The 17,222-nt window shown below is 73.0% G+C and carries 16 protein-coding genes; 10 read left to right on the top strand and 6 right to left on the bottom strand.

The features are described 5' to 3' along the window. Positions 1-10 precede the first annotated feature (10 nt). Positions 11-796 (bottom strand): DeoR/GlpR family DNA-binding transcription regulator, encoded by a 786-nt coding sequence (locus BLV72_RS34115; protein ID WP_093470713.1) that lies wholly within the window; start codon positions 794-796, stop codon positions 11-13. A gap of 126 nt (positions 797-922) precedes the next feature. On the opposite strand from BLV72_RS34115, the gene BLV72_RS34110 reads away from it, so the two are divergent. The 4 genes from BLV72_RS34110 (at position 923) to BLV72_RS34095 (ending at position 4,286) form a co-directional block, all read left to right on the top strand. Then, positions 923-1,816: an SIS domain-containing protein gene (locus BLV72_RS34110; protein WP_093467196.1), complete on the top strand. Its 894-nt coding sequence runs from the start codon at positions 923-925 to the stop codon at positions 1,814-1,816. Positions 1,817-1,911: 95 nt separating this feature from the next. Continuing rightward, positions 1,912-2,751 (top strand): class II fructose-bisphosphate aldolase, encoded by an 840-nt coding sequence (locus BLV72_RS34105; protein ID WP_059144588.1) that lies wholly within the window; start codon positions 1,912-1,914, stop codon positions 2,749-2,751. 155 nt (positions 2,752-2,906) lie between these two features. After that, the gene (locus BLV72_RS34100) at positions 2,907-3,608 is read left to right on the top strand and encodes a glycoside hydrolase family 75 protein (RefSeq protein ID WP_093467194.1); all 702 of its coding nucleotides are present in this window, start codon (positions 2,907-2,909) and stop codon (positions 3,606-3,608) included. A 189-nt stretch (positions 3,609-3,797) separates the two neighbouring features. Next, positions 3,798-4,286 carry an STAS domain-containing protein gene (locus BLV72_RS34095; protein WP_093467193.1) on the top strand — a complete coding sequence of 163 codons (489 nt, stop codon included), beginning with the start codon at positions 3,798-3,800 and terminating at the stop codon, positions 4,284-4,286. Here BLV72_RS34095 and BLV72_RS34090 read toward each other — a convergent pair. The 4 genes from BLV72_RS34090 to BLV72_RS34075 all read right to left on the bottom strand — a co-directional run bounded on the left by BLV72_RS34090 (position 4,185) and on the right by BLV72_RS34075 (position 10,558). Further along, positions 4,185-5,186 (bottom strand): sigma-70 family RNA polymerase sigma factor, encoded by a 1,002-nt coding sequence (locus BLV72_RS34090; protein WP_093467191.1) that lies wholly within the window; start codon positions 5,184-5,186, stop codon positions 4,185-4,187. The genes BLV72_RS34095 and BLV72_RS34090 overlap by 102 nt on opposite strands. A 110-nt stretch (positions 5,187-5,296) precedes the next feature. Continuing rightward, on the bottom strand, positions 5,297-5,530 hold the full coding sequence (locus BLV72_RS34085) for a DUF6296 family protein (protein WP_093467190.1): 234 nt from the start codon (positions 5,528-5,530) through the stop codon (positions 5,297-5,299). Between the two features lie 92 nt (positions 5,531-5,622). Beyond that, positions 5,623-10,191, bottom strand: coding sequence for a cation-translocating P-type ATPase (locus BLV72_RS34080; protein ID WP_093467188.1), 4,569 nt, complete (start codon positions 10,189-10,191; stop codon positions 5,623-5,625). 79 nt (positions 10,192-10,270) lie between these two features. Continuing rightward, positions 10,271-10,558: a hypothetical protein gene (locus tag BLV72_RS34075; protein ID WP_143059824.1), complete on the bottom strand. Its 288-nt coding sequence runs from the start codon at positions 10,556-10,558 to the stop codon at positions 10,271-10,273. 10 nt (positions 10,559-10,568) lie between these two features. On the opposite strand from BLV72_RS34075, the gene BLV72_RS34070 reads away from it, so the two are divergent. The 6 genes from BLV72_RS34070 (at position 10,569) to BLV72_RS34045 (ending at position 16,888) form a co-directional block, all read left to right on the top strand. After that, on the top strand, positions 10,569-10,949 hold the full coding sequence (locus tag BLV72_RS34070; RefSeq protein ID WP_208905817.1) for a hypothetical protein: 381 nt from the start codon (positions 10,569-10,571) through the stop codon (positions 10,947-10,949). 299 nt (positions 10,950-11,248) lie between these two features. Then, on the top strand, positions 11,249-11,872 hold the full coding sequence (locus tag BLV72_RS34065) for a helix-turn-helix transcriptional regulator (protein ID WP_244321142.1): 624 nt from the start codon (positions 11,249-11,251) through the stop codon (positions 11,870-11,872). Between the two features lie 147 nt (positions 11,873-12,019). Then, positions 12,020-12,802: a hypothetical protein gene (locus tag BLV72_RS34060; protein ID WP_093467184.1), complete on the top strand. Its 783-nt coding sequence runs from the start codon at positions 12,020-12,022 to the stop codon at positions 12,800-12,802. Next, positions 12,799-13,572, top strand: a complete 774-nt coding sequence (gene cseB / locus BLV72_RS34055) for a two-component system response regulator CseB (RefSeq protein WP_167746443.1) — start codon at positions 12,799-12,801, stop codon at positions 13,570-13,572. The genes BLV72_RS34060 and cseB overlap by 4 nt, the downstream gene beginning before the upstream one ends. 1 nt (position 13,573) lies before the next feature. After that, positions 13,574-14,842 (top strand): sensor histidine kinase, encoded by a 1,269-nt coding sequence (locus BLV72_RS34050; RefSeq protein ID WP_093467182.1) that lies wholly within the window; start codon positions 13,574-13,576, stop codon positions 14,840-14,842. 138 nt (positions 14,843-14,980) lie between these two features. Continuing rightward, positions 14,981-16,888 carry a transglycosylase domain-containing protein gene (locus tag BLV72_RS34045; protein WP_093467181.1) on the top strand — a complete coding sequence of 636 codons (1,908 nt, stop codon included), beginning with the start codon at positions 14,981-14,983 and terminating at the stop codon, positions 16,886-16,888. Here the strand turns inward: BLV72_RS34045 and BLV72_RS34040 are convergent. Further along, on the bottom strand, positions 16,875-17,222 hold the full coding sequence (locus BLV72_RS34040) for a hypothetical protein (protein ID WP_244321466.1): 348 nt from the start codon (positions 17,220-17,222) through the stop codon (positions 16,875-16,877). The two genes, BLV72_RS34045 and BLV72_RS34040, sit on opposite strands and share 14 nt — an antisense overlap.

The following is a 17,222-nucleotide window of genomic DNA, read 5'->3' as shown; positions in this document are numbered from 1 at the left end:
GTCCGGCGCGTCAGGCCCTGATCACCTGGACACCGGCCTCGGTGTACGGAGCGACCAGCTCCGCACCGGCGCCGGTGTCCGTGATCAGCACATCGATCTCCTCCAGTGCGCAGATCCGGGCGAACGCCCGGCGGCCCAGCTTGGAGCTGTCCGCCACGACCACCACCCGGTCCGCCCGGCCCGCCATGAGGTGGTTGATGCTGGCCTCCCCCTCATGGTGGGCGGTCGCGCCCTGGACCGTGTCCAGCGCGTCCACGCCGAGGATCGCCAGATCCAGCGACACCTGGCCCAGCACCCCGGTGGCCAGCGGCCCCATCAGCTCGAAGGACTGCGGACGGGCGACCCCGCCGGTGAGCACGATCTTGACCTGGGGGCGCACCGCCAGCTCACTGGCGATGTTCAGGGCGTTGGTGACGACCGTGACGGCCGGGCCGCCGCCCGGGGCGGACAGATCGCCGCGCAGGGAGATGGCGCGGGCGACCTCGGTGGTGGTCGTCCCGCCGTTGAGCCCCACGATCGAGCCCGGTTCGGCCAGACGGGCAGCGGCCGCGGCGATCCGCTGCTTCTCCGAGGCGCGCCGGGCGGTCTTGTAGCGCAGCGGAAGGTCGTACGAGAGGTTCTGCGCGACCGCGCCGCCCCGGGTACGGGTCAGCATCTGCTGCTGAGCGAGCTCATCCAGGTCGCGGCGGATGGTCGCGGCGGACACCGCCAGCTCGGCGGCCGCCTCCTCCACATCGATCCTGCCGTCCCTGGTCAGCAGATCCAGCAGGGCGTTCCAGCGCTCGGGCCGTTTCACGTCGATCACCCTACCCCGTGCACATCGGCTCTGGACTTTCGTGCGTGATACTGCGCATTATCTGCTCGTACGAAACAACTCCGCGCATGAAAAGTGCTCGGGTCGCCGTGCGACGAGGGGAGTCCCATGAGCCACACCGAGGCCGAGATCGCGAGCCAGCCCGACTGCTGGCGGCGCGCCATCGCCCTGGCCCGGGATCCGGAGGGGCCCGTACCGGCGGCGCTGCCCCGGCCGGGTGAGCGGGTCGCCGTCGTCGGCTGCGGCACCTCGTGGTTCATCGCCCAGTCGTACGCGGCGCTGCGCGAAGCTGCGGGCCAGGGCGAGACGGACGCGTTCGCGGCGTCCGAGATGCCGGCCGGCCGCGCCTACGACCGGGTGGTGGCACTGTCCCGGTCCGGCACCACGACCGAGGTGCTGGAGCTGCTCGGTGCGGTGCGCGGCCGGGTGCCCACCACCGTCATCACGGCGGTCCCCGACTCCCCGGTCGTGGGCGCCGCGGACGCCGCGGTCGTGCTCGACTTCGCCGATGAGCGGTCGGTGGTGCAGACCCGCTGGGCCACCAGCGAACTCGCCCTCCTCCGCGCCCACTTGGGCGCCCCCTTGGAGCACTTGGAGGCGGACGGCGAGGCGGCCCTCGCCGAGCCGCTGCCCGGGGCGCTCGTGGACGCCGGACAGTTCACCTTCCTCGGGCGGGGCTGGACCTACGGGGTCGCCCAGGAGGCCGCGCTCAAGATGCGCGAGGCGGCGGGGGCGTGGACCGAGGCGTATCCGGCCAAGGAGTACCGGCACGGCCCGATCAGCGTGACCGGCCCGCGGAGCGTGGTGTGGTGGCTGGGCGAGGGGGCGTCGGATGTGACGGACCAGGAGATCACCCGCACCGGCGGCCGGGTCGCCGGCTACGGCCGTGACCCGCTGGCCGAACTGGTCGTGGTGCAGCGACTCGCGGTCGCGATCGCGGCGACGCGCGGGCTCGACCCCGACGAGCCCCGCCATCTCACCCGCTCGGTGATCCTCGGCTGAGCCGGGACCGACGAAGCACGCGAACTGAACGAACACGGAAACGGCCGGAACACGGAAAACGGCCGGAACACGGAAGCGGCGGAAGGAGCCGGTAGATGCCACTGGTGGCCACCGGGGAGATCGTCGGGACGGCCGCACGCGCCGGGCTCGGCGCGGGTGCGTTCAATGTCATCCAGATCGAGCACGCCCAGGCGATCGTGGCCGGGGCGGAGGCGGCGGGCGCGCCGGTGATCCTGCAGATCAGCGAGAACGCGGTGCGGTATCACGGCGCCCTGGCCGCCATCGGCCGGGCGACCGTGGAGGTGGCCCGCGCGGCCCGGGTGCCGGTGGCCGTGCATCTGGACCACGCCACCGGGCCGGAGCTGGTGCGCGAGGCGGTGGACCTCGGCTTCGGCTCGGTGATGTTCGACGCCTCGGCCCTGGAGTACGACGGCAATGTGGCGGCCACCGCCGAGGTGGCGGCCGACTGCCATGCCCACGGGGTGTGGGTGGAGGCCGAGTTGGGCGAGGTGGGCGGCAAGGACGGCGTCCACGCACCGGGTGCCAGGACCGATCCGGCCGAGGCCGCCGCCTATGTGGCGGCGACGGGTGTGGACGCGCTCGCGGTCGCGGTGGGCACCTCGCACGCCATGGTCGTCAAGGCCGCGGTGGTGGATCTGCCGCTGGTCGCGGCGCTGCGCGCGGCCGTGCCCGTACCGCTGGTGCTGCACGGCTCCTCCGGGGTGCCCGAGGCGGATCTGACCCGGGCTGTGGAGGCGGGGCTGACGAAGGTGAACATCGCCACCCATCTGAACGTGGCCTTCACCCGGGCGATCCGCGACCATCTCGCCGGCCACCCCGAGGTGGTCGACCCGCGCCGGTATGTGGCGGCCGCGCGTGACGCGGTGGCACGCGAGGTGACCCGGCTGCTGAAGCTGGTGCGGGCCACGCACTGAGAGACCCTGCCGGAACGTGCTCCGAACGCCACCGATCCGCGCGGTATCACGCATCGGCCTCCCCGGCCGGTGTGCGGCGCGTATTGACATGAGCTTATCAACTCGCCAGGATGCCCGACTGAGGTTAGGAAAGGTTCCTAACAAAGGGGTGTCCTATGCGCAAGCGTTTCGCTTTCGTACTCGCCGCGGCCGGACTGCTGGCCGGCTCCGTCACCGCCGGCGCCCATGCCACCACCCGGGGCCCCGCGCCGGCCCCCGCGTCCACCAAGGAGGGCACGGTCACCGCGGCGCAGCTGCTCGCCAAGGTGCAGGGCTGTTCACAGATATCCAGCGGCAAATACCGCACCGACGACGAGACATCGGCCAACATCCCGGTCTGCGGTGCCAATGGGGCGGTCTTCTGGAAGGCCGACATGGACATCGACTGCGATGGCCAGGTGACCTCCCGGTGCAACGAGGACACCGACCCGTGGTTCCAGGACGACACCGCCTTCCACCAGTCGGACGGCGAGCCCCTCATCGCCGACAAGCTGCCGTATGTGGTGGTGCCGAGCCCGAGCTCCACCTGGGACTACACCAAATTCGGCATCAAGGGCGGCGGTGTGGTCGCGGTCATCTACAACAACAAGGTGCAGTACGCGGTGGTGGGCGACACCGGGCCGACGAACATCATCGGTGAGGCGTCCTACGCCACGGCCAACGCGCTCGGCATCGACCCCGACCCGGAGACCGGCGGCGCCGAATCGGGGGTGACCTACATCGTCTTCAAGAACTCCTCCGTCTCCCCCATCGAGAACCACGACAAGGCCGTGTCGGTCGGCGACGGTCTGGCGAAGCAGTTCATCCAGAACAACTGACCCTGCCACCCCGGCGGCGAACGGACTGTGGTGCACGGCCCCTGACGGCCGTGCACCACTGTCGTGCGTGCGCGAAGCGACGGCATCGCGGGGCGGCGGCCGGAGGGGCCGCAGCCGGAGGGGCGCGGCCGATGACTTTTCCTCAGCCGGGCGGTCTTCACCGATGAACACCACGACAGGAGGTGGACGTTGGCCCGTCCCGAGCCCGAGAAGCCGCCCACGCCGTCCCCGCCCCCGCCGTCCCCGGCCGTGCTGGTCCTGGGCCGGCCGGTCACCCGCGCCGAGGTGCAGCGGCTGTGCGAACGGCTGTCCGCGCTGGCGCGCCGGGCCGAGCCGGGGCCGGTCACCGTGGACGTGGGCGGGGTGGGCCGGCCGGACCTGGCCGTGGTCGAGGCCCTGGCCCGGCTGCGGCTGACCGCCGGCCGGCTGGGGCGCGGGATCCAGCTCCGCAACGCCTGCGGCGAACTGCGGCGGCTGCTCGCCTGGACGGGGCTGGACGAGGCCCTGGCCGCCCCTGCGGCGTCGGGCCACGCCCCGGCGTCGGGCCACGCCCCGGCGTCAGGCCACGCCCCGGCGTCAGGCCACGCCCTGGGGCTTGAGCTGGGTGGGGAGGCCGAACAGCGGGAAGAGGCGCTCGGTGTCCAGGAAGGAGTTGAGCCCGGTGATCCGGCCCCCTGATATCTCGAGGACCTGAAGCGCCCAGGCCTCATGGCCGCCGTCGGTGCCGCTCGGACGGTACTGGCCGAAGGCGGGCAGGCCGTTGGCCACGGTAGGGACCAGACGTGAACCGCGGCAGCCGATGCCATGGCCCAGCAGCCACTGGCGGATGTCCTCGTGGCCGCGCAGCCACAGCTCGTACGGCGGCATGGAGAGCGTGGCGTCCTCGTGCAGCAGGGCGGTGAGGGAGTCCAGGTCATAGCGCTCGAAGGCGTCCACATAGCGGGCCAGCAGGGCGCGCTGCTCCTCGTCCAGCGGCTTGACCGGGTCGGAGTCGCTGATCTCGCTCGCGGCGAGGGTGGCCCGGGCACGCTGCAACGCGCTGTTGACGGACGCGACGGTGGTGCCCAGCAGCTCGGCGACCTCGCTCGCCTTCCACGCCAGCACCTCGCGCAGGATCAGCACCGCCCGCTGGCGGGGCGCCAGATGCTGCAGCGCGGCGATGAACGCGAGCCGCACCGCGTCCCGCTGCGCCGCCACCTCGGCGGGGTCTCCCCCGTCCGGCAGCACCTGGCCGTCCGGGACCGGCCCGATCCAGGTGGCCTCCGGCTGCTCGGCGAGCGCGGCCGGGAACGGGGTGGCCGCGGAGGTCAGATCCATGGGCCGGGCCCGGCGCTTGCTCCCGTTGAGCATGTCCAGGCAGACATTGGTGGCGATGCGGTAGAGCCAGGACCGCAGCGCGGAGCGGCCCTCGAAGCGATCCAGGCCCCGCCAGGCGCGCACCATGGTCTCCTGGACGGCGTCCTCGGCCTCGAAGGCCGAGCCCAGCATCCGATAGCAATAACCCGTCAGCTGCGTGCGGTACGGCTCCAGCTGGAGCTCGACACCGGTCGCGCCGTCCACCGCCGCCACATCACTCATCGCCACACCTCATCGCTCTTCGGACTCCCATGGGGCAAACGTAGCGGGCACCACTGACAACGGCGCCGACCTGCGGAGACGACAGACGCGTCGGGCACCGGACGGGTGATTCAGGACACCGGGCGGGCGCTGACCGCCGCGGCGTGCACCTGATGGCCGCCGCTGGCGATCATCCGCACCTCGTCGCGGTCGCTGATCTCCGCCCGCACGATGCCGGTGTCGTCCGCGTAGACGGGGTGTCCGCCCGGACCGCTGCTGTCCGTACGGTGCACCACCACGACGTCCTCGGTGTCCGGGACGGTCGCATTCACGAAGATCAGCTCATACCTCTCTCGGCTCCGCATCACACCCTCCTTCCCACCGACCCGCCCCTGTCATCTCAAACCGGGACATTCAACACTATCGCTCGGGCCGGGTGGCGCAAGAGGTTCGGTGGTCACCGCGATGCGGGGGTCACCTCCGCCTCGTCGGCGGCGTCCGCGCCCTCGGCCGCATCCTCCGCCTGATCCGCCTGATCCGCCTGATCCGCCTGATCCGCTTCAGGGGGCGCTGTCTCCAGCCGCAGCAGCGGCGCCAGGATGGGGCCGCAGACAGTGGCCGCGGTGATGGACCCCAGGGTGATGGCCCAGGCGACCGGGCCGAGCGGGGTGCAGTCGAAGAACTGGCTGACGCCCGGGGTCTGGATGATGGCCGCGAGCACCGCGGCGGAGCCCAGCCCGGCGACCAGGACGTGCCGGTCCAGGCCGCCCGTGGTCAGGGTCTGCGCCAGCTGGGTGCCGACCAGGGCGGCGAGCGCCACCGTACCGGCCCGGCGGCTTCTGCCGGTGACCCGGGCGCCGGCCCACGCCAGTCCGGCCCCGGCGGCCGTGATGACGCCCCGCAGCAGCATCTCCTTGGTCAGCGCAGCGCCCAGGGAGCGGCTGGGGCCCTCCTTGAGCAGCCGTTCGCCGGTGTGCCCGGTCGGCTCACGCACCGCGATGGCGAGCGCGGGCGCGAGGTCGGTCAGCAGGTTGACCAGCATGATCTGACGGGCGCTCAGGGGTGTGGTGCCGGTCAGGGCGGAGGTGGCCACGCTGAAGGTGACCTCGCCGAAGTTGCCGCCGATGAGGATGGCGAGGGCCGCGCGCACCGAGGCCCACATGGCGCGCCCCTCCATCAGGGCCGAGACGATCGTCTCCAGGCGGTCGTCGGTGACGACCAGGTCCGCCGCGGCGGTCGCGGCAGGGGTGCCGCGCCGCCCCAGGGCGATCCCGACGTCCGCGAGCCGGATCGCGGGGGCGTCGTTGGCGCCGTCCCCGGTCATCGCCACCACCCGGCCGAGGCGCTGATACGCCTGGACGATCCGGACCTTGTGGTGCGGGCTGCACCGGGCGATCACGTCCACCGTCGGCAGCAGCTCGTCCAGCTCCGCGTCGTCCATCTCGTCCAGCTCCGGACCGGTGCACACCTTCGGCTCGGGGAGGTCCATGATGGGCGCCGCGATGGCGTCCGCGGTGGCGGGGTGATCGCCGGTGAGCATCATGGTCTGCACACCCGACTCGCGCAGCCGCGCGAGGGCGGGGGCGGCGCTGGTGCGCACGGGGTCGGCGATGGCGATGAAGCCGAGGAAGTCCAGGTCCCGTACGGCCTCGTCGGTCAGCTCCTCGCCCTCCCGCATCCGCCGCTCGGCCACCGCCAGCACCCGGCGCCCGGCGCCGGCCAGCTCCTCCGCGGTCTCGCCCAGCTTCCTGATGCCCTCGGCGTCCAGTTCGGTGGCCTGGCCGGTGCCCGGGGTGCGCCGCCGGGCGACCCGGTCCAGGACGCCCTCGGGCGCGCCCTTGACGCTGAGCAGCGGACCGTGCACGGTGCGCCCGGTGGTGGCGTGGTAGGCGCGGGAGGGTTCGAAGGGCAGCGCGTCGGTACGGCGCCAGCGGGGCGCTCCGCGCCGCACCCCGACCCCGGCGCGGCGCGCCCCGACGCTCACCGCGCGGTCGGTCTGGTGCGCCATGGGCTCGGCCTGGCGGGCCGGTGGGGTCGCGCGCAGGGCGGCTGCGAGCACCGCCTTACGGGGCGCGTCGAGCCGGTCGGCGGGGAGCGGGCCGCCGCTGTCGCTGACGGCCGCGAGCTGGAGGTTGCCCTCGGTGAGGGTTCCGGTCTTGTCGAAGCACAGCACGTCGGCGCGGCCGAGCGCCTCGATGGTGCGGGGGTTGCGGACCAGGGCGCCGAGGTCGGCCAGCCGGCGGGCGGCGGCCAGCTGGGCCGCGTTGACCAGGAACGGAAGCCCTTCGGGGACGGACGCGACGGCGAGGTTGACGGCGGAGGCGAGGTTCTCGGTGAGCGGGAGGCCGTGCAGCAGTCCGGCGCCGGCGACCGCGGCGGCGGACCCGAGCGCGATGGGCACGCTGGATCGGGTGAGCGAGGTCAGCCGCGCCTCGACCCCGGTGACGGGGGCGGCCTGGCGGGCGGTGGCCAGGCTCCGGCCGACCTCGGTGGCCGGTCCGGTGGCCACGACGACGGCCACGGCGCGCCCCGCGGAGACGGTGGTGCCCTCGTAGAGCATCGACCGGCGCTGGGTGATGTGCGCGCCGACGACCGGCGCCGAATCCTTGCTCACCGGGAGGGATTCGCCGGTCAGCGAGGACTCGTCGACCTCGAGCCCCTCGCCCTCCAGCAGCCGGCAGTCGGCGGGCACCACGTCCTCGGGGCCCAGCATGACGATGTCGCCGGGGACGAGGTCCCCGGCGGTCACGAGGCGTTCCGTACCGCCCCGGCGGACCCGGGCGCCGATCGCCGACCGGGCGAACAGTTCGGACAGCGCCCGCTCGGTCCTGACCCGCTGGAATCCGCCGACGAGGGCGGAGATGCCGGTGATGGCGGCCACCAGGGCGGCGTCGGTGCGCGAGCCCACGGCGGCGGCCAGGGCTGCCCCGGCGGCGAGGACCGGGGTCAGGGGGTTGGCCAGCTCCTCGATGAACGCGGCGGGCAGGGTGGTGCGGGTGGGCTCGCCGCGGCGCGGCCCCAGCGCGGTGCGGGCGGTCGCCTCCTCCGGCGTGAGGCCGTCGGGGTCGGTCTCCAGGCGCTCCAGCACCCGGGGGACGGGCATCAGATGCCAGGGGGTGGTGGTCACCGGCGGGTCCATGGGGCGGGCGAGGAGCTGGCGCGCCCGCCAGTGGCCCAGGGCGAAGGCCAGGGTGCCCGCGGTGGTGCCGGCCGCCGCGCCGCGCGCGGTGGCCTGGTCCGGGGGCGCCTGGAGGGCGGCCACCGCGCCGATGGCGCTGCCGCCGGCGGACAGCAGGGCGCTCTCCCGGTCGACCCGCGCGGCCACGCCGATGGCGTCCACGATGAGCCCGGCCGACTCCAGGTCGGCGCCGACGAGCAGATGGGCGCCCCAGGCCGGGGGCTCGCCGTCGCGGTGCACGCCGACACCGCAGTCGGCGGCTCCCAGGGCCCGGCGGTTGCCGGAGAGCAGTAGCACCACGGCGCCGTCGGCCTGCAGGGAACGTACGGAGGCCACGAGGCGGCCGCCGGACGGCACCACCGCGTCGGCGAAGGTGATGCCCGCGGGATGCGGCCGGTCGGTGGCCAGGACGATGCGGGATCCCGCCCGGCGAGCGGCGGCCGCCACGGCCTCGGCGCCCGGCACGGTCTGCGGGGCGAGGCCCACCACGGCCTGGAGCCTGCGCCCCCGGGCCAGGCCGAGCACCCGCTCGCTGCCCCTGCGGCGGAGCCTTGCCGCGGTGTGCTGCCCGGTGCGGCCCGTCAGCTCCAGCCGGTCCAGGGAGCCGAGCACCCATCCGTTGTCGTGGCGGGTCTCCAGGGGCTCCTCGGGGTCGAAGAGGCCGAAGAGCCGCTCGGCGGTCCGCTCGGGGTCGGCGCCGCCCAGGAGTTCCAGGTCGACGGGCTCGTAGCGCTCGCCGCGCAGCGCCGCCTCGTCCAGCACCACGGTGTCGACCTGGCCCAGCCGCCGCAGGCAGCTGCGGTCCATGGCGAGGACGCCGCGCAGGGCGAGAAACTGGCCGAGTCTGGTCGCGAACCCCTCCCGGCCGGCCCCCGGCGCCTTGGGCACGGACGAGAACGCGACCGCGAATCCGCGCCGCGGACCGGCGAACGGGGCGGCGAGGCCACCGGCCACGGCCCCGGCGGCCATGGAGCGCTCCGCGAAGCGCTCCACGGTGTCCTGGGGGGACTTTCCGGGCCGCTCGACCACGATCGGCTCGGCCACCACGTCCTGGGGGCCGTGCACCAGTTGCGGCTCCATCGCCGCCCAGGCCCGGCCCTCCGCCTCCGCCTCCCGCCACAGGGCCGCCCGCTCGACGAGGTCGAGCGCGAGCCCCCCGCCCCGGGTGGCCACGCCCTGGGTCAGCGCGCTCAGCACCGGCAGGGCCGCCTCGGTCGGCCGCCCGCGGGTGATGGCCAGGGCCAGCCGCCGCAGGCGGGGGTGGTTCTGGATGATGGACAGGGTCGCGGCCACCTCGGTCGGCAGTTTGAGCCACGGGGTGAGGCGCAGGGCGGTGGCCACGCTCAGCCCCACGACGTCCGCCGCCACGACGGCCAGCGACTGGGCCTCCTTCGCTCCGCCGGACGGATGGCGCGGCTCCGGGGCCCACTCGTCGAACTCCTCGGCGGGCGCGACGGGCTCCTGGACCTCCGCGCGCTCGATCCGTGCGATCAGGACCTGCTCGGACGGGGGCGGTTTGCCCACGGCCACCACGACTCGCTCGGAGGGCGCGTTGACCCGTGCCCACTGCACCCGCGGATGCTCCTCGAGGGCCCGTTCCACCCGGCGGGCCACCTGCTCGCCCCCGATGCCGTGCACCCCCCGGACCTCGATGTAGTACCGCCCCGGGTAGGACCAGACCCCGCGCTGGGAGGGCCGGACCAGCCGCCCGACGGCTCCGGCGGCATCCCGCATACCCGCGGCCACACCGGCCTTGATGGGCGCGAGGAGCTGCAGGGGCGGCAGGGACAGCAGCTGCAGGGGCGCCAGGGGCAGACGCAGCGGTGACAGCGGTGACAGCGGTGACATCGAGGGAACCTCCGCTCCCCGGGCAGCCTGCCCGGTTCATCCCTATTACCCTTAAATAGGAAGAAGATTCAATCCGTCATCACCGTGTGGACGTGAGACCAGTGACCACTCCCGCTACTTCACGCAAGCGCGGCTCCTCGACAGCCGCGAAGAAGACGGCACCGGGGCGCGGCGGCGGCAAGTCGACGAAGCCCCAGACCGCGGCAGCCACGTCGGCCACCTCGAAGTCTTCGCAGGCGAAGAAGGCGACGAAGACCACCAGGCCATCGAAGACCACACAGCGGCAGCGGACGGCGAAGGCCGCCAAGGGCGCCATGGAGACCTCGCGCAGCAACGGCAGGCGCAGCCTGACCCTCACGGTGCCCACGCTCGACACCATGGGCCACGCGACGAAGGAGACGCTCGACACCGTGGGTCACGCCACGAAGGAGACCTTCGACACGGTCGGCCACGCCACCACCCGGGCGACCGGGGGCGCGGCCAGGGTGGCGCTGAAGCCGGTCGAGATGGCTCGCCGGGTACTGCCCGCCAAGGGCGGACTCCCGCTGTACGTGGGGCTCGGCGCGCTGGGTGCCGTGGAGGTCATCGAATGGCCGGTGGCCGTCGGCATCGGGGTAGGTTATGCGGTGCTGCGCAAGGGCGGCATCATGGCCCCGCCGGCCGAGAAGGGCACCGAAGGCCGCGGCGAGAGCCGTTCGAAGAGCAGCCGCTCCAACAGCCGCGCGCGGACGCGCAAGTCGGCCAAGGCCGCGGCGTAGCGCTCCTACCAGCGGCTCCCGCCTCCCGCCGGTTCCGTCCGCAAAGCGGGCAGAAAGCGGGCACAACTCTGTTGGAAACGGGCACCCCACAGTCACTGTAGCGTTGGTATACACCAGGAAGCGGATCTAACACCCGTCACTGAATTCCCCCTGGGGTCCGGCGCATTGCGTGGCCCGCTGTGCGCCGACCCTCCGTCACCTGGGGGTTCACCCGAGACGGACTGACCACTCCGTCACGAACCGACTGAAAGCGGTGACTCCTCTTGGCCCTCCCCCACAGCGCTCAGAGTGCCCCTCGAGTGCCCGGACAGGCAGTGCCCGCCGCCGCCTCGCGGCACGCCACCGGAATGGCCACACTCGCCCCCGACCTCCATGTGGTGGCCGGGGACGAGGACTTCTGCCGACATTTCGGCGCATCCTCTGCTGAGTTGTGCGGCCGTAGCCTGTTCGACCTGCTGCACCCCAGCACTTCCCCCGTCCTGCGGGAACACTTCTCGCGGCTGCACGACGGTAGGCGCACCCGCTTCACCGAGCGCGTCCTCGGCTGCCACTCACGCGGCCAGGTGTTCTCGGGCAAACTGACCGGCACGGCCATCCAGGGCCGGTCCGAGCGGCTCTCGGCCATCGTCGTGATGGTCAAACCGGATGACGACCGACCCGAGGAGGCACCCGCCGCCACCGGCCAGAAGCTGCTCTCACCGCTGGAGGCCCGGATACTCGAGGGAGTGGCCACCGGCGCGTCGACCGTGCAGATGGCCGCCAAGCTCTACTTGAGCAGACAGGGCGTCGAATACCACGTGGGATCGATGCTGCGGAAGATGAAGGCACCCAACCGGGCGGCCTTGGTCTCGCGCGCCTACGCGGCGGGCATGCTGACCGTGGGCACCTGGCCGGCCCGGGTGCGTCCGGAATTCATCAAATGAGGCCGAGCATGTGACACCACGGCACTGTGAACAGGCCCGGGGCGGCACCGCCCCGGGCCTGTCGGCTTTGGCCACCCCCGCCCCTACCGGCCGGTACTCACGGGCCCGGCGTGGGACGCGTCCACCGCTCAGTAGTCTGGGACGGCCATGCGTTCACTCCCCCACGCGTCGCGCACCGCGCGACAACGCCCCCGCCCCCGGCTGCCACGCGGCCTTCTGTCCGCCGTGGCGGCCGCGTGCGCCATCGTGACCGCCGCGGGGTGCGCGGCCCAGTCCGGGGTGCGGGACGACGGCGCCGCACCCTCGCTGTCGGCACCGGCCAGCGCGGTTCCGCTGTGGCCCCAGTACACTCCCTCGGCCGCGTCGTCGCCCCGTCAGAAGCCGGACTTCGACCGCTATCTGCCCCTGAGCAGACTCCGGCTGCCCTCGGGCGGACTCACCGCCGTCTCCGCACAGGCCCTGCTGCTCAACGACCCCAATGTGCCGTCGCTGGTGCAGAAGGAGATCTCCGTGTGCCCAGGCAGTGGCGACTGCCCGCTACGGGGCGCCGTGCACCGCGATCTGACCGGCGACGGCAAGGACGAACAGGTGGTGGCGGTCGATCTGCCGAGACTCGATCGGACGCTGCTTCAGGTCTACACGGCCTCGGGCCGCACGGTCCGCCCCGTGCTGATCTACTGGGGCCCGCCGGGGCTCACCGGCGAAACCTTCGGCCGCGATCTGCTGATCAGCGCGATCGGCGAGGACGGCCGGGTCACCACGCGCTTCCGCTGGAACGGCCGCGTCATGGCGGCCGTGACGCCCGAGGACGGCGCGGGCGCCCGGGCGACCGGGCCGGGGGCCGGCCCCGAGGCCGTACCGGAACCACTGCCGGACGGCACCGGCACGGCGGCCCCGGGCCCCCGTACGGAGAAGAGAGCGACGCGATGACCACCGGCTTCCTCCCACCCGGCCCCGCCCCGGGCACCGGCTCCCCGACCGAGGCACATCTGCTGCTCGTCGAGGACGACGAGGTGATCCGCAATACGGTGCGGATGGCCCTGGAGCGGTACGGCTTCACGGTGTCCACCGCGGGCGACGGTCTCACCGGGCTGGAGATCTTCCGTGAGAAGCAGCCCGATCTGCTCCTCCTGGACGTGATGCTGCCCGAGCTGGACGGCATCGGACTGTGCCGCAGGGTCCGCGAGTTCAGCCTGGCGCCGATCCTGATGATGTCCGCGCGCGGGGACGCCCTCGACGTCGTCTCCGGTCTCGAAGCGGGCGCCGACGACTATGTGATCAAGCCGTGCGAGAGCGCGGTCCTGGTGGCCCGTATCCGCTCCCTGCTGCGCCGCGCCTCCTTCACCCCCGCGGCCCGCGCCCCGCACGCCGAGACGCGGAACGGGGCCGCGGAGCCGGACGGCGCGGCCGGGCCGGACACCCTCGTCTTCGGCGATCTGACCATCGACACCCTCGGCATGGAGGTGCGCCGCGCGGGAGAGCCGCTCGCCCTGACCCCCACCGAACTGCGGATGCTGCTGGAGTTCGCCGGCTCGCCGGGTGTGGTGCTGGAGCGCCGTACGCTGCTCAGCCGGGTCTGGGACCACGCGTGGCAGGGCGACACCCGGGTGGTCGACCTCCATGTGCAGCGGCTGCGGGCGAAGATAGGCGCCGAACGGATCGAGACGGTCCGCGGCTTCGGATACAAGCTGCGGCGCTGAGATGACGCTGAGATGGCGGATCGTGGCCCTGGTGGCGGCCGCGACCTGTGCCGCCGCGGCCGCGGTGGGGGTGCTGGTGCACCACGCCTCACGCGACCGCGAACTGTCCCAGGCGCGCGACGGGGCGCGGACCACGCTCGACCGTGCCGCGCTCAGCTACGCCCGCACCGGCGGCGTCCAGGGCTCCGGTGCGGTGATGGACGCACCCGGGCTGCCCCAGGGGCTGCGGCGGCTGGTGAAGAAGGGGCATCAGGGCACCGAGTTCACCACCGGCCCGGACGGGCCCGCGATGTGGGCGGCCCGGCCCGCCGACGGCCAGATCCTGTCCGTACGCGTCGACATGAGCACCGCGATGCGCAACATCGGCGCGCTGGACACCAACATCATCCTGGCCGGGCTGATGACCACCGCCGTGGTGCTGCCCCTGGGCGTGCTGACCGCCGAGCGGATGAGCCGGCGGCTGCGGCTCGCGGCGGCCACCGCGCGGCGGATCGCGGCCGGGGACCTGGACGCCCGGATCTCCGCCGCCGCCCGCCCGCACGACGAGATCGCCGAGATCTCCGGGGCCGTGGACTCGATGGCCGCCGCGCTGCAGGAGCGGCTGCTCGACGAGCAGCGGTTCACCGCCGATGTGGCGCATGAGCTGCGTACCCCGCTGATGGGCCTGGTCACCGCCGCCGAGCTGCTCCCGCCGGGGGAGGCGGCCGGGTATGTGCGCGATCGGGTGCGGGTGTTGAGCACACTGGTCGAGGATCTGCTGGAGATCTCCCGGCTGGACGCGGGCGCCGAGGAGGCCGATCTGTCCCCCTGCCCCCTGGGGCCCGTGCTCGACGAGGCCATCGCCGGCACCGGACTGTCGGCACGGCTGCGCACCGACGGGGCGAAGGACGGCGAGCCGCAGGAGACCGCGGACGGCCCGAAGGTGTGGACCGACCCCCGCCGGCTGACCCGCATCGTCACCAATCTCGTGGTCAACGCCCATCGCCACGGCCGCGAACCGGTCGAGGTGACGGTGGCGGCGGACGGCCGGACCGTGACCGTCCGCGACCATGGCACCGGCTATCCGGACGATCTGCTGGAGAAGGGCCCGCAGCGGTTCCGCACCGGAGTCCGGGAGCGGGGCCGCGGCCACGGTCTCGGGCTGACCATCGCGGCGGGACAGGCTCAGGTCATCGGCGCCACGCTGCGGTTCGGCAACGCGCCGGACGGCGGCGCGATCGCCACGCTGCGCCTGCCCGAGCGGCCCGAGCCCGGGCCGATACACGGCTGATACATCGTCGAGCGGAAGTCGAGAAGCGGCCGAGCCCCGGCCGAGATCGTCCGTTGCCGTTCCGAAGATCTTCGCTGAGGAGGATGGCGCCGACCCCCGCGAATCCTCGCGGCCGGGATCGATGGAGGAGCAATCGGCATGGCAGGTCCCCTCACGGCACTACGCGAACGGTTCACCCCGGACTCGGAGCAGGCGCCGCGGGACACCAGACCCCCTGGCCGACAGCGCGGCGCGAGGAGACGCGGAAAGCCGAAGCGGACCGGCATCCGGCGGTTCTTCACCTGGCGGAAGCTGATCGCCTATGTGGCCGGCCTGTGCGCCCTGCTGATCGGGGCGTTCACCGTGCTCTACTACTCGATCGACGTTCCCAGGGCCAACGCCCAGGCGAAGGCGCAGAGCAACGTCTACAAGTACGGCGACGGCACGATCCTCGCCCGCACCGGTGAGATCAACCGCGAGATGGTCACCCTCGACCGGATCCCCACGGGCGTGCAGCACGCGTTCGTCGCGGCGGAGAACAAGTCCTTCTACAAGGACTCGGGCGTGGACCCGATGGGCATTCTGCGGGGTCTGGTCAACACCGTGGCCGGCAAGGGCACCCAGGGCGGGTCGACCATCACCCAGCAGTACGTCAAGAACTACTACCTGAGCCAGGAACAGACCGCCAGCCGCAAGATCAAGGAGCTGGTGATCTCCCTCAAGGTCGACCAGCGCAACTCCAAGGAGGACATCCTCGCGGGGTATCTGAACACCAGCTACTTCGGCCGCGTGGCCTACGGCATCCAGGCCGCCGCCCGCGCGTACTACGACAAGGACGTCGACGACCTCACGGTCGAGCAGGGCGCGTATCTGGCGGCGCTGGTGCAGGCCCCCAGCCAGTACGACTGGGCCGTCGCGAGCCCGAAGGCGAAGCGTCTGGTCACCCGGCGCTGGAACTACGTGCTGGACAACATGGTCGACATGCACTGGCTGGACCCCGCGCAGCGCAAGCACATGCGCTTCCCCGTGCCGGTCGCCCCCGAGCCCGCCCCCGGTCTCGGCGGCCAGGCCGGCTATCTCGTGGACGCAGCCCGCAATGAGCTGATCGCCTCGGGCGTCAGCGAGCAGGAACTCGCCGCGGGTGGCTGGACCATCACCCTCAACGTCGATCCGGCCAAGCAGCGGGCGCTGGAGAAGACGATGGGGCAGGGCCTCGACGGCTCCGCCAAGGGGAAGCCCCGGGCGGCCGGTTCCGCCGCGGAGAAGCAGGCCCGTGCGGACGCCGCCGCCACCCAGGGCGGCGCGGTCTCGGTGGACCCGAGGAACGGGCGGATCCTCGCGCTCTACGGCGGCCGGGACTACACCCGGCACTATCTGTCCAACGCGACCCGCGGCGACTACCAGGTGGGCTCCGCCTTCCAGCCGGTCACCGATGCCGCCTTCATGGACGCCAAGATGCGCAACGGACCCGCCGCCGGTGGACTGCCGGAGATCAAGCGCACCGCCCGGGCCCTCGGCATGGACACCGACGGCGGCTTCGACACCAAGGAGTCGGTCGGGCTGGGGCTGATGGGTTCGAGCCCGCTGAAGATGGCCGGTGTCTACGCCTCGTTCAACCACCAGGGCAAGCGGGTCACCCCGAGCATCGTGAAGTCCGCACGGCGCGGCGACGAGACGGCCGGGCTGCCGAAGGCGGTGGGCGATCGGGCGATCGCCCCCGCGGCGGCCCAGCAGATCACCCGGAGTCTCATCATGGACGGCGGCAAGGACGCGGTACGCGCCGTCAAGCGGCCCTCGGCGGGCAAGGGCGGGGTCTCCGACGACAAGAGGGCGGCCTGGTACGTCGGTTACACCCCGGACCTGGTCACCGCGGTCGCCCTCTTCGGCGAGGACGCCGAGAAGCGCAAGCAGATCCCGCTGAAGAACGCCAGTGCCCAGCGGGTCGCCGACCTCTGGAGCGCCTACACCGACCAGGCGCTGCGCCATGCGCCCGCGGCCTGGTTCGACTTCGGCGCCGAATCCGGGGCGATTCCGAACCCGGCCCAGACGGGGCCTACCGGACGGTGAGGGCGGTGGCGAAGCCGCCGGCGAGGGTCGCGGCCCCGAGGAGGCAGACCAGGAGCAGCCGGCGCCGCAGCGTGCGGTAGACCTCCTGGTACTCCGCCCGCAGCTCCTCACAGCGCCGCACCACCTTGCGCAGGGTCTGCTCGGTGACGGCCAGCTGGTCCTGGAGGTAGAGCCGTTCGACCTCCGCCCGCTGGGCGGAGGTCAGCCAGTCGAGCCGCGCGGTGAGGCGGCGGGCCCGCTCCCGGGCCGCGTCCCGCTCCGTCTGCAGCAGCAGATAGCCCTCGATCTGGTTGATCCCGGCGGCGATACCGGGGGGCTCGGCGGCTCTGGCCAT

It is taken from the genome of Streptomyces melanosporofaciens (assembly GCF_900105695.1).
GTDB classification, from domain to species: Bacteria; Actinomycetota; Actinomycetes; order Streptomycetales; family Streptomycetaceae; genus Streptomyces; species Streptomyces antimycoticus.
This window is presented reverse-complemented; position numbering and strand designations above follow the sequence as displayed.

What these genes read in the sequence shown, in the direction of transcription:
- BLV72_RS34110 (WP_093467196.1), top strand. Translation starts at nt 923, where the DNA reads ATGAGCCACACCGAGGCCGAGATCGCGAGCCAGCCCGACTGCTGGCGG.
- BLV72_RS34060 (WP_093467184.1), top strand. Translation starts at nt 12,020, where the DNA reads ATGCGTTCACTCCCCCACGCGTCGCGCACCGCGCGACAACGCCCCCGC.
- BLV72_RS34100 (WP_093467194.1), top strand. Translation starts at nt 2,907, where the DNA reads ATGCGCAAGCGTTTCGCTTTCGTACTCGCCGCGGCCGGACTGCTGGCC.
- BLV72_RS34105 (WP_059144588.1), top strand. Translation starts at nt 1,912, where the DNA reads ATGCCACTGGTGGCCACCGGGGAGATCGTCGGGACGGCCGCACGCGCC.
- BLV72_RS34050 (WP_093467182.1), top strand. Translation starts at nt 13,574, where the DNA reads ATGACGCTGAGATGGCGGATCGTGGCCCTGGTGGCGGCCGCGACCTGT.
- BLV72_RS34070 (WP_208905817.1), top strand. Translation starts at nt 10,569, where the DNA reads ATGGGCCACGCGACGAAGGAGACGCTCGACACCGTGGGTCACGCCACG.
- BLV72_RS34045 (WP_093467181.1), top strand. Translation starts at nt 14,981, where the DNA reads ATGGCAGGTCCCCTCACGGCACTACGCGAACGGTTCACCCCGGACTCG.
- BLV72_RS34040 (WP_244321466.1), bottom strand. Translation starts at nt 17,222, where the DNA reads ATGGCCAGAGCCGCCGAGCCCCCCGGTATCGCCGCCGGGATCAACCAG.
- BLV72_RS34080 (WP_093467188.1), bottom strand. Translation starts at nt 10,191, where the DNA reads ATGTCACCGCTGTCACCGCTGTCACCGCTGCGTCTGCCCCTGGCGCCC.
- BLV72_RS34085 (WP_093467190.1), bottom strand. Translation starts at nt 5,530, where the DNA reads ATGCGGAGCCGAGAGAGGTATGAGCTGATCTTCGTGAATGCGACCGTC.
- BLV72_RS34090 (WP_093467191.1), bottom strand. Translation starts at nt 5,186, where the DNA reads ATGAGTGATGTGGCGGCGGTGGACGGCGCGACCGGTGTCGAGCTCCAG.
- cseB (WP_167746443.1), top strand. Translation starts at nt 12,799, where the DNA reads ATGACCACCGGCTTCCTCCCACCCGGCCCCGCCCCGGGCACCGGCTCC.